This is a genomic window from Candidatus Neomarinimicrobiota bacterium (assembly GCA_018647265.1).
Classification (GTDB): Bacteria; Fidelibacterota; Marinisomatia; order Marinisomatales; family TCS55; genus TCS55.
This window is the reverse complement of record JABGTK010000164.1, coordinates 1-11,463: the sequence shown is the minus strand read 5'-3', so window position 1 is coordinate 11,463 and position 11,463 is coordinate 1. Positions and strand designations below refer to the sequence as shown.

The window sequence follows — 11,463 nt, the reverse complement described above, 5'->3', positions numbered from 1 at the left end:
TTTCCAATTCAGGTACAAAAAGATTATCCAGAAGGACAATAAATACGGTACCAAGAACAGCGCCATAAACTGTTCCAGCTCCTCCCACTAAGACCATTATGATAAAATAGATCGACAGCATACTGTCAAAATGGTCCGTAGAAATAAAATGATTCGTATGGGCCATGAGAACGCCTGCCAAACCGGCCAGAACGCCAGAAATAAAAAAGGAGAGCATTTTATATTTGGCCAAATTGATACCCGATGCTTCGGCGGCCTGTTCCGAATCCCGGATAGCCATGAATGCACGACCAATCTTTGATTTGACGATACGCCTCACTGCCACAATGACCAATAATGCAACTGTCCATACGAGAAAATAATTGGCCCAATCCCCTTTTATGGTAAATCCGAAAATCTCCGGTGCAGAAACGACCAAACCGCCGGATCCCTGGGTCCACTCCCGCATAGCTATTATGAGGCGTCGTATAATGAAACCAAACCCCATGGTGGTTAATCCCAAATACATACCTGAAACACGAAGCGCAGGGAATCCCACAAGAAAACCAAACAAGCCCGCAATAATGGGGGAAACAATAAGTGAAGCCATAAATGGAAGGCCTACTTGATCAACCAAGATCGCCGATGAATATGCACCAATAGCCATAAAAGCCGCATGGCCCAAGGAAATCAGTCCCGTATATCCAGAAAGAAGGTCCAACCCCACTGTCAGGATAATGTAGACACCAACCGTATTCAATATATAAAGATAATATTTGTAGCTGAAGGTCATCCCTTTCAGGGCAAATGGGATTAATATAACCAACCCTATTAGAAGTGGAATCCATTTCAGGTTTTCATCTTCGTAACGGCCTTTAATCATACCTTCTTGATCTCCTTCGTCCCCATAATACCATTAGGTCGAATCATTAGAACCGCAATAAGTACGATCCATACAATTATATCATTAATCTCTTTTACCCAATGAAAATGATAAGACAGGGTACCCATGCTAATTGTTTCAATAACACCCAGAATAATACCGCCAATGATTGCACCGGGAATAGAGCCAAACCCACCCAACACCGCCGCAGGAAACGCCTTTAAGCCCATAAAACCCATATTTGTATCAATGAGGGAAGCGCGAGGCGATAACAACACACCACTTATAGCTGCTACAATTGCGGCAAATATCCAAACTAGGGAGTATATCCGTTTGACAGGTACGCCCATGAGCTGGGCCGCAATAGGATCCTCGGAAGTAGCCTGCATGGCAATCCCCCAGCGGGTCTTATTAAAGAAATAATAAAAAACGGATACGAGTACAATGGCACCAATGATAATGGTAAGGTCCAGCATAGATATAATGACGCCGCCGATCTTAAAATGGGTACCGCCAAATGGTGACGGGGGGACTAAACTTTCTGTACCCGCAACCATAGACACCACAGCTCTTAGCATAATCGCCATACTAATTGTGGCCATCATAATAGAAAAAACCGGTTCATCACGCATGGGTCTGTTGATGACTAAATCAAGGAACCAGCCAAAGATTATTGCAAATAGAATGGAACCAATTAATCCCATTAGAAAAACCCAACCGGTTGGGAGACCCATATCTCCCGTAAATCCCTGGATGATAAAAAAATTAACGTAGGCCCCCACCATCATGAGTTCACCTTGGGCAAAATTCACAACTTCAGTTGCTTTATATATAAGGATAAAGCCAAGGGCAATCAGAGCATAAATTGAGCCCAGTGCCACCCCACTGACAATTTCCTGGCTAATATCGGTAATTAATGAATTCATTAAGTGTCAAATGTACGGTTAGATACTGTTTTCTTCCATAAGAGAGATCGATTTGAAGATTAAAATAAGGTATAAGTGTAATTGTCTATGATTGTCTTAACCGTAATAATCCAGTTTCAGGAGATTTGATGTTTTTATATTTTTGCGAATGAAGACATTGTTTGAGATGCGTTTGTCAAATTTTATTCTAAGTTATCTAACAGTGCTTGTTTCTTATTGAATAGCTATATATTAACACCTTCTTTTACAAAACAAATATTGGTTAATAAAATGATTAATTCTATTATATCAGGAACTGGTTCAATACTCCCTGAAAAGGTGATTCCAAACAGCTATTTTTCTGACCATGAATTCTTTTCAAAAGAGGGAATAAAAATCCGGAAACCTGCAGCAGAGGTAATTGCCAAGCTGGAAGAGATTTCCGGCATAACAAGCCGGCGATATATTTCGGACCAGGAAGATAATGTACCTATGATAAAAGCAGCTGGTGAAAATGCCATCGCTGATGCGGGTCTTAACAAAACTCAAATAGACGGCATAATCGTAGCCCACAATACAGGCAATATGGTACCCGACAATCCAGGGCATTGGGACTCAGTTCCCAACCTCGCCTCTTTAGCAAAAAATATCCTGGGGATTAAAAACCATGAATGTTTTGCCTATGACATTTTATTTGGCTGCCCCGGTTGGGTCCAAGGTCTAATCCAAGCCCACCAAGCGATTCAGAACGGTGATGCTAATCACGTCCTCGTCATTGGTGTGGAAGTTATTTCACGGGTTCTAGATCCTCACGATTTGGATTCCATGCTTTTGGGAGATGGATGTGGTGCAGTTATTCTCTCTAAATCTGAGAGGGACAATAAAGCGGGTGTTTTAGGATATGCCACATTTTCTCACTGTCAAGAGGATTGCCATACTATTTACATTGGTAAATCCAATAATCCAGATTTTGGCAACACTAAATTTTTTAAAATGAATGGCCGAGAGGTATACCGTTATGCTACAAAATGGGTCCCTCAGGTTATTAAAAAAGGGTTGGAAAAAGTTGGTAAATCTATGGATGAAGTTGATCTTTTTCTCTTTCACCAAGCCAATGGGAAAATGATAGAAGCTATCGGTAATAACATTAGTAGGTTATTTGATGTTGATTTTAAAGTTCTAAAAGAAAGAATCCCAATAACCATAGGATTTACTGGAAATACTTCAGTAGCGTCTATTCCCACTATGTTAGATATGATCCGGAATAAACAACTGGATAAATTTGAAATTAAAGACGGACAACTGGTGGCCATGGTTTCGGTCGGCGCCGGGATGCACTGTAATGCAATACTTTACCAATTCTAGACAAATCCAATTCGCAGCAAAGAGTGGTGGTGCTGAATTCAAGTTGGCAAATCAAGCAGTGTTGTATGGATCGACATTTGACCTAGTCTGCCTTGCTGCAAAAGTTAAATTGTAAATATCAGTCTTTTATGGACTGATTCGGTCTCTTCAATTACCCTTTTAAGGCTGAAGTAAAAATACCTGGAAGCTTTAAAAGGCTTCCAGTCCCAATAAAATAAGTTAGTTTTTTGCCAGTCTTATGGGCTGTTTTATTAGTGACAAACCAAGGCGGTCTAGGTGCCATATGCAAATCGCCAAAAAAGATTGACCGTGGAAAATTCCTGAAGGGACCTGTCGCAACGTTCTTTTGGGTTTTATCAAAAAGGAAAGCATTGTGAACCACACCTTTTCCTGATTGAATATCATCCATGGTATGGCCAGGATAGGCACCCCACGCACCACCGGCGGCTAAAAATGCAAGAGCGCACCAAGTATTTATACCAATGCCACCATACTTCAAATCCGCTATAGCTTGGTCCAAAGCTTCTTTATGTGCCTTCATTGTTTTAGGATGTATAATTATGTTCGCACCTAAAGTACCATCCAGTTTTTCATTGGCAAATTTGACTGCCGCCTTTAAAAATGCAGCAGGATCACTACCTTCCAGTTCAACCGTAGTAAGGACGGGACTGAAATATTCATCCGTAAAACAGGGTTCATCGATAAGGGCGTCCACATCGTAGATAATGGTTCGATCCACACCGCTATCGAGACTTTTTGCATTTGCATGTACCCTTGCGGCATTTTGACGATCTGCTGCGCCGGGATAATATGCAGGACGGCTTTCAGCATTAGTAATTTTACTCTCCACTTCTTGGAGTAATTTTTCTGTTCCTACCCATTCCTTCGGCATTACCAATACTTGTGTTGCAATACAATTATGGCCTGCATTTTGAAGTTTTTGGGTAGCGATATTTTCAGCTTGAAATTTAAAATCACCTTTTGACCATGGTCCCGGAACAACAATCGTAGGAGATACTCCACCCAATTCAGATGAAATTGGTTTACTCATAATGGGTAGGTTTTCACTTTTCCTTTTTTGGCCTTCTTCTCCAACGCCGAATACGATTACATCATGGGTCCGTGCACTACCGGTAATATGAATTGTATCCACCATATCATGACGGGTCAAATAAGCGCCTACATCTCCAGCACCATAGGAAAACTGAATAAATCCCTTCTCAATTAATGGTGCAAATATCTTCTCAAAAATTGGTCCAAGATACTCATTGATGGGATTCATTTTTATTAACACCACTTCTCCTTCGGCATACAATTTATAGAAAATATCCAAAGGAACTATGGATGATACATTTCCTGCCCCTAATACCAAAGAAACCTTCCCTTTAGGACTCTCCTGTTTATAAAATAACGCTACTGTATCTTCAATGTTTTCAAGTGTAACACCATCCTGCATCCAAACATCCAAATAATAATTATCCAAAAGCAACTTTTCTAAAAGATTATTAGGATAAACCCGCGCCACCGTTTGCCCGTTTGCCCATTCACTTAATTTAACTTTATGAATTGCGCTTTTTCCTGCAGCAATTGCATTTAGCGTATTTTTCATATATTGTAACCAGTTTAAAAACGCATAAGGGCCGCCTAACCATTCTTCCCCCGATAACGGTGAATTGGTGTTTAATCCTTTCGCTTCCGATCCGGCATTTGCCCATTCTTCTGCATGATCCACAGTCAATTTTATGGTTTGATCCAAATAGGAAATTTTATTGGTAATTGGGAGGGTAGCCCAACTGTTTTTATTTGATTGTAAATTAGAAAGACAATTATCCAACGTTAGTGAGTCCATTAAAATATCCTTGTTTAATTGAACAATAATACTCTAAAAGAAAATCCTTAACAATAATTATCTATCATCATGGGTCAATCCACTTGGATTTTTAAATAGTTAAGCATAAATAATAAGTCATGGAAAAATTTAAAATACTCGAAATTTTTATTATAGGTGGTATCATAATTGGATTTGGTATTTTGGAATCTTTTACCGGTCTCTATGGCCGTAACTCACCTAGAACAAAAGATGATTGGCTCAATGAATATAGTGTCCTTTTTTAAACTGGCTTTATTAATTAAACCGATTATTTTATTCTCGGCTGTTTTAATTCTTAATTATTTAATTCCCCAATATTATCAATCACTATCACACTTACCCTTTTGGGCATTATTATTAATCGTGTCAATTCCAGATGACTTCTCTCAATATTGGTGGCATCGAAAATCTCATGAATGACCTTGGTTATGGAAATGGCATCGACCTCATCATGCTGCAAGAGAAATGGGTGTCTTGACATCTTATCGGAATGCAATGTCTTACTATGTATTTATGCCTAATCTCTGGTGGCTTGGAATTATAACCTTTTTTATACCCTACGAAGTCATTCTCACCCAATTAATAGTTAAACAATTTATTGTTATTGGCGCCCACAGTAAATGGAAGTGGGATCAAACATTGTATAAATTTAAAGTGCTACACCCTCTAGCTTGGATTGTCGAGCGATCCATCTCTACCCCCTCCACCCATTTTATGCATCACGGCAAATCCAATTCAGACGGCATCAGTAATAATAACGGTAATTTAAGTAATATGTTTTTTTCTGGGATATCCTTTTTGGATCCGCTAAAATCACAAGGGAATACCCAACGGTTTATGAAATTGAGAATGATCCCTATGACTCATGGGTTGCACATATTTACTACCCATTAGTCAAATCAAAAAATATTAAAAGTATTTTAAATATATAAATTTTCCGGAGTTTCAATTAACTATTGAATTAGAATGGATAGCTATTATTATATATGACATGTGTGGCAATTTCTTCTTTTAATAAATAGATATCTTCTGACAAGTTCAAAAGTATAATCAATTGCTCATATTCAGCATAAATTTCTTCTGGAATCTCACCACCATGAATATAAAGTAAGCATTGTTTTGCCGATTGTACCATTTTGCCCATTTTTTCTGAAACAAATACAGTTCCAATTTTAAATGCTGATTCATTAATTGGTGTTTGGCGAATCCTCACCAGTACGCTTTCAGCAGTAAAAATATCAGTCATCATATCGGCTAAGGCTTCTTGCAATTGCTGTTCACCCATCACTGCTTTACCGAATTTTTCTATGGCTTGACTAATGATCAACCCAACCAAACTTTTACTTGTTTCTTATTGTCATACAAGAGCTTACAGCCTTTTGTCTTACGCCTTCTAGTCATGACCTTTTTTCAATTCTTTGGTATCATTGCAAACTGCTACATCTTTTTCCACGGAAACTTCATTTCTAGCTATTTAATCAAGGACCAAAAAAACCAAACGTTTTTAGTTAACCAGCAAAATCAATATACCTTTATTTATTCCATTTAGGCTTTCGTTTCTCCATAAATGATGCAATCCCCTCTCGACCTTCTTCCCCCAACACACTTTCTGCAAAATTATCTGCCATCATTGTAATTCTTTTTTCTTTAGAAAGGCCTGGGATAGATTGAATGAGTTCTTTTGTAATACCGATGGCCCTGGGAGCACAACGCAATACTTGTGTTTTAATTTTTTGTTCTAAATTGGTCAATTCAGCTTCATCTGATCCGATAAAATCAGCTAGGCCAACCTGAGCAGCTTTTTCCCCATTAAATCGAGCGCCAGTCAACATTACCCTGCGGCCCAGTGCAGAACCTAAACGATGAATAACAAATGGTGATATTTGTGCAGGCGTTAGACCTAACATTGTTTCACTCAATGCAAATTGGGTATCTTTATGAACAATGGTTACATCGCCTGTACAAGCCAAACCAAATCCACCGGCAATCGCTGCGCCTTCAATCACCATAATTGTCACTTGGGGCATGGTATTCACCAACTCAAAAAAATGTCCAATCACTTTACTGAAATTCGCAATCTCCTCTTTTTGAGCATCCGTATCTATCAGGGATTTTAACCCTTTTAAATCCGCTCCGGCACAGAATACACCACCTTTGCCACGAAATGTTATACCCCTTACAGTTCGATTATCACGGACGGATTTAAGCGTATCTCTTAATTCATTAACCAATTCAACCGATAATGCATTTCTGTTATCTGTACGATTGAACCATATAGTTAACCAACCATCTTGAAAATTTAAAATTAAATTTTTAGTTTCAGGTAATCTAGACATCATATTCAATTCCTTCCAAATTAAACCATTTAAATCACTATCGAAGTCACTTTAATATTTCGAATATGCAAATCAGTATTCCCGGGTACTAGGTCTATGGAGATATCGTTCCCCAAAGCATTTAGATTTCCACCACCAGCGCCCGTAATAACGGCTACCCTATTTTCAAAAGATATTGGTGTCATAAAGTGTCTTTCTAAAAAAAGATGAGTGTTACCGTTTCAACTACACAGGCAGGCTTTTGTAAATCTTCAATTTCAATTGTAACTTTTTTTACCACCCGCAAGGCAGTGCGTCGCATTTTCTCAACACTGACAATATGGTAATTAGATCTAATCATATCACCGGGTCTTACGGGGCTCATATACCGAACCTTATTGGATCCATAATTCACAAATTGTTTAATGCCTTCAACGGGAATCTGTTCTGGGGACATATCATCTGTCAAAAGTGGAATCAGGGAAAGGGTGAGAAATCCATGAGCGATTGTACCGCCATAAGGCGATTCCTCGGCCGCGCGATTCGGATCAACATGAATCCACTGGTGGTCACCCGTTGCATCAGCAAACTTATCGATGCGATCTTGAGTCATCTCATGCCATTGGCCAATAACCGGCTCACCGATTTTAGAAGACCAATAATCATAACCTTGTTCTAATGACATAGTCTATTCCTATTTATATTTAAATAATTCACCATAGATATTATGACAATCTAATTTTAAAGGGATTCTGTTTTTAAAACTCTCAATTTATAGCATCAAATAAATAACTATATTTAATCACAAAAGATTTGTTGTTTGACTCAATGGGTATCCCATCATAATCCTGAGTTTGGTTGTAAACCACGTATAATCCCGTTGCAGCTGATTGCTGCCAAATAAATCGCCAATTCATGGACCATACGTCTGATTGGTTATTATACTGGAGCAATGATTGAATATACATTTTGGGAGAAAAGGCATAGGTTACCCTGGCACGCATAAGTGTTGTTGTAAAATTACCATTGGGCAATTTTACCTTATTGTAATTATAGCTGAACTCGGATGTTATTTTATCCTTATATCGAATTTTGATAGTTGGGGACGTATTGATTCTATCGCCACCAAAGAATCCGCCAATCCTGTTCATAGTGAAAAAACTGATTGGTTTTGTTTGATTGGTCATAATTAAAAACTGGATTTCTTTTACGTTGTAAGTGCCAGCAGAAATAGTATCATTAGAGGATATTTCAAAGGAATTCAAGACGCCCTCCTTAACAATATTCATTCCTGTGTGAAACTCAAATCCCGATCGAAACTCCCAATGATTATCAATATGCCATCTTCCAGATTCCTGAAAACCATCTAATTTCCAATATCCGTCATAATTGATATGGGGCCTAATTTCTAATAAACCAAATCTATTTTCGGGACGAAATCGCGTAAAAATACGTGCGGACCATTTTCGATAATTTTCTCTTTTTAAATATCCCATTTCGGGATTAAAGCTAGCGCCCACTTCCGTATAAGACATATTTGTAGAAATTTGTTTTGTATCCCGTGCAATTTCCATCCTGTAGGCATAAGCATTATCCTTTTCCATTTCAGGTGTTTCCGTTAACCCTGCAAAAACAACAATTTTGCTCAACTCACCAATGCCTATTTGTGCGTCAAAGGCATAAGCATTATTTACGTAACCATCAGAGCCCGTATGGTCCAAAGTGGTCGCCATAGCCCCAAAGTGGGTGCGATTAGGCAATTCCTTTTTTAATCGAAAAACAGAATATTGATTAGCCTCTGTAACGTCTTTTACCGCATCAGTCCGCATGCCCAACATGCCAATTTTCATTCCTGCAACAGTACCTGTAAGTCTTCCACCACCAAGGATTGGTACTGGTATTCCTCCCGGGCCCACCCCAATTCTCCGACTGAAAAACATTTCAATATCTGGGCCAAAGAACCCACCACCAGATCCAACGGAAAAGAGTCCCGCATTCTCAAGGAAGAAAGCCCTTTTTTCCGGAAAAAATAAACTGAATCGATCCAAATTTATTTGTTGTTCATCAGCTTCGACCTGTGCAAAATCTGTATTGTATGTAAGATCCAATGTCATGGTAGAACTAATGCTCATTTTTGCATCTAAACCAAAGTTGCTATCACTAGCGGATGAAGATTTTTCGCCTTTATACTCATTCTTTTGACCCAATAAATATGGCATAATCTTTATATTACGAGAATTAGGAACATTTATATTTGTTAGAGTTCCTGCTGATACAAGACGATTCATGGTGAATTGCCGCGAAATTGGAGCCCAATGGGCTTCTTCTTTTTTCCGGGCGATTACACGTTCAAAATTAATCCCCCAGGATTGGTCTTTATCCTTTTTATATCGCAGTGTTTTAAAGGGGATAGCGAATTCGGCACTCCAACCATAATCCCCTCTTTGAGATTTAACTTTCCATACCGCATCCCAATTCACATTGAAGCCACCACCAGTGCCCATACTGAATCGCCGCATCATACTGCCACCTTCACCGCCGCCTGTAATCTGGGCGTCATATTCAATCCCTGCAGGATTCGTGCCAAATAGATACCCTGTCTGGAAATCTTTAAAAGTATCAATGATAAATGAAAAACTGTCTGAATTATTAAGCGGTGAGTCCCTTCGCGTATCTGAAATAACAATTTTACCTGGATCGGAATCATAGCAAACAACCGATACATAAAATATGTTATCCGAGTACATGACTTTTACCACAGTATTTTCTGAAACAGCCTGCCCTTCATCGGGCGTTTTTTGAATAAAGGCAGTTACCGCAGGTATTTCAATCCAAGCGGGATCATTCAACACATCCCCATCCATGACAGGATTAGAAGATGCTTTAACGGCGGAAGTGATATTTTGACCGGTTAAAAATGAACAAAATAATAGAAGGGTAAAGAGATTTTTTTTCATGGATTTAATTTATTTTAGTTATAAAAGGGAGTCGACGGCTTTGGCCATTACTATACATTGATCCGTCACACCACCTTGATCATGAGAAGTAAAAGTAACACCAACCTTACACCATCCTACGGTAAGATCGGGATGATGATTTGTTTCTTCAGCTTTTTTCGCCAGTTGATTTATAAATTGTATCCCATCAATATAGGAATCAAACGTGATCATTTTATGGATGACACTATCAGAATATGTCCAGCCATCCAAACTATTTAATTCAGTCTGGATTTCTGTTTGGGAAAGCAAAGCCATTGAACCTCCTACATTTTAGCATATACTTCATCCAATTTACAAAAATCAGTTTGTATGAATCAGGATTAAACCCATCAATTTATAAGCGGTGATACATTAACATTTCGTATGTGCAAATCTGCATTTCCAGTAACTGGATCGAAAGAAAGATCGTCCCCCAGAGCATTCAAATTTTTGCCACCATTTTTGACAGCAGTATTTTGTTGAGTACCATTTTTTTCATGACCCCAGCCGTGGGGAATACTAATAACACCGGGCATCATTTCGTCGGTCAATTTTGCATCTAGTTCAAAAGAGAAATTGGTTGATTCAACTTTTACTTTTTGTCCGTCTTTGATTGATTTTGATTCAGCATCTTTTGGGTTTATCAAAACTAAAAAGCGATTTTTCCCGGTCATAAGTGAGGTGCAATTGTGCATCCAGGAATTGTTACTGCGGAGTTGCCGCCGGCCAATCAATGTTAATGCACCATTATTGTTTTGTTCACTCAAGTTAGATTTTACTCTTTCGAGATCATCTGTAAAAACTGGAGGTGCTAAATCTATTTTTTTATCTTTAGTGAAAAGTCGTGATGGGAAACTGGGTTTAAGTGCACCCAAATCCATTCCGTGTATATTCTTTTTTACCTTTTTCAATGTCAATCCATTCCATTTGAAAATAGATTTTAAACTGCCGTATTTCCCAAGCCTAATACCCAGGTCCAAGATCCAATCTGGTCCAAATATTTTGGACATAATTTGAGTTAACTTCGAATACTTTTTCCCTTTTTTTATAGCAATCCGTTTTGTCAATTCTAAAAATATTTCCCAATCAAATCTTGTCCCTTCCTCTTTTGGAAAAACTGGTTCAGAATATTTCACAGTGTCACGAACGGCAAAAACATTAAATATTA

The 11,463-nt window shown here is 38.5% G+C and carries 12 protein-coding genes; 2 read left to right on the top strand and 10 right to left on the bottom strand.

Going from position 1 to position 11,463, the window contains the following annotated elements; genetic code table 11:
• Together HN459_09780 and HN459_09775 are read right to left on the bottom strand one after the other, a co-directional pair.
• Positions 1-862, bottom strand: an 862-nt coding sequence (locus HN459_09780; protein MBT3479729.1) for a branched-chain amino acid ABC transporter permease, incomplete at its 3' end; no start/stop codon positions are given.
• Entirely contained in the window at positions 859-1,788 is a 930-nt protein-coding gene (locus HN459_09775) for a branched-chain amino acid ABC transporter permease (protein MBT3479728.1), read from the bottom strand. The genes HN459_09780 and HN459_09775, both read right to left, overlap by 4 nt.
• 273 nt (positions 1,789-2,061) lie before the next feature.
• Here HN459_09775 and HN459_09770 point away from each other — a divergent pair, with 273 nt between their 5' ends.
• Complete coding sequence (locus HN459_09770) at positions 2,062-3,132, top strand: ketoacyl-ACP synthase III (GenBank protein ID MBT3479727.1); 1,071 nt, start codon at positions 2,062-2,064, stop codon at positions 3,130-3,132.
• 151 nt (positions 3,133-3,283) lie between these two features.
• Here the strand turns inward: HN459_09770 and HN459_09765 are convergent, their stop codons facing one another.
• A complete protein-coding gene (locus HN459_09765; GenBank protein MBT3479726.1) occupies positions 3,284-4,981 on the bottom strand; it encodes an aldehyde dehydrogenase family protein in 1,698 nt (565 codons plus the stop codon).
• 486 nt (positions 4,982-5,467) lie between these two features.
• On the opposite strand from HN459_09765, the gene HN459_09760 reads away from it, so the two are divergent.
• Positions 5,468-5,896: a hypothetical protein gene (locus tag HN459_09760; GenBank protein MBT3479725.1), complete on the top strand. Its 429-nt coding sequence runs from the start codon at positions 5,468-5,470 to the stop codon at positions 5,894-5,896.
• A 67-nt stretch (positions 5,897-5,963) separates the two neighbouring features.
• On the opposite strand, the gene HN459_09755 is transcribed toward HN459_09760, so the two are convergent.
• The 7 genes from HN459_09755 to HN459_09725 all read right to left on the bottom strand — a co-directional run.
• The gene (locus HN459_09755; GenBank protein ID MBT3479724.1) at positions 5,964-6,329 is read right to left on the bottom strand and encodes an acyl-CoA/acyl-ACP dehydrogenase; all 366 of its coding nucleotides are present in this window, start codon (positions 6,327-6,329) and stop codon (positions 5,964-5,966) included.
• 205 nt (positions 6,330-6,534) lie between these two features.
• Positions 6,535-7,341 carry an enoyl-CoA hydratase gene (locus tag HN459_09750; protein ID MBT3479723.1) on the bottom strand — a complete coding sequence of 269 codons (807 nt, stop codon included), beginning with the start codon at positions 7,339-7,341 and terminating at the stop codon, positions 6,535-6,537.
• Between the two features lie 26 nt (positions 7,342-7,367).
• Positions 7,368-7,523, bottom strand: a complete 156-nt coding sequence (locus tag HN459_09745; GenBank protein MBT3479722.1) for a hypothetical protein — start codon at positions 7,521-7,523, stop codon at positions 7,368-7,370.
• A gap of 11 nt (positions 7,524-7,534) precedes the next feature.
• On the bottom strand, positions 7,535-8,002 hold the full coding sequence (locus HN459_09740; GenBank protein MBT3479721.1) for a MaoC family dehydratase: 468 nt from the start codon (positions 8,000-8,002) through the stop codon (positions 7,535-7,537).
• An 82-nt stretch (positions 8,003-8,084) separates the two neighbouring features.
• Positions 8,085-10,274 carry a carbohydrate binding family 9 domain-containing protein gene (locus HN459_09735; protein ID MBT3479720.1) on the bottom strand — a complete coding sequence of 730 codons (2,190 nt, stop codon included), beginning with the start codon at positions 10,272-10,274 and terminating at the stop codon, positions 8,085-8,087.
• Positions 10,275-10,292: 18 nt separating this feature from the next.
• Positions 10,293-10,571 (bottom strand): 4a-hydroxytetrahydrobiopterin dehydratase, encoded by a 279-nt coding sequence (locus HN459_09730; protein MBT3479719.1) that lies wholly within the window; start codon positions 10,569-10,571, stop codon positions 10,293-10,295.
• Between the two features lie 74 nt (positions 10,572-10,645).
• Positions 10,646-11,463 (bottom strand): molybdopterin oxidoreductase family protein (locus tag HN459_09725; GenBank protein MBT3479718.1); only part of this gene is annotated, 818 nt, incomplete at its 5' end.

What these genes read in the sequence shown, in the direction of transcription:
- HN459_09775 (MBT3479728.1), bottom strand. Translation starts at nt 1,788, where the DNA reads ATGAATTCATTAATTACCGATATTAGCCAGGAAATTGTCAGTGGGGTG.
- HN459_09765 (MBT3479726.1), bottom strand. Translation starts at nt 4,981, where the DNA reads ATGGACTCACTAACGTTGGATAATTGTCTTTCTAATTTACAATCAAAT.
- HN459_09760 (MBT3479725.1), top strand. Translation starts at nt 5,468, where the DNA reads ATGGGTGTCTTGACATCTTATCGGAATGCAATGTCTTACTATGTATTT.
- HN459_09750 (MBT3479723.1), bottom strand. Translation starts at nt 7,341, where the DNA reads ATGATGTCTAGATTACCTGAAACTAAAAATTTAATTTTAAATTTTCAA.
- HN459_09745 (MBT3479722.1), bottom strand. Translation starts at nt 7,523, where the DNA reads ATGACACCAATATCTTTTGAAAATAGGGTAGCCGTTATTACGGGCGCT.
- HN459_09740 (MBT3479721.1), bottom strand. Translation starts at nt 8,002, where the DNA reads ATGTCATTAGAACAAGGTTATGATTATTGGTCTTCTAAAATCGGTGAG.
- HN459_09735 (MBT3479720.1), bottom strand. Translation starts at nt 10,274, where the DNA reads ATGAAAAAAAATCTCTTTACCCTTCTATTATTTTGTTCATTTTTAACC.
- HN459_09730 (MBT3479719.1), bottom strand. Translation starts at nt 10,571, where the DNA reads ATGGCTTTGCTTTCCCAAACAGAAATCCAGACTGAATTAAATAGTTTG.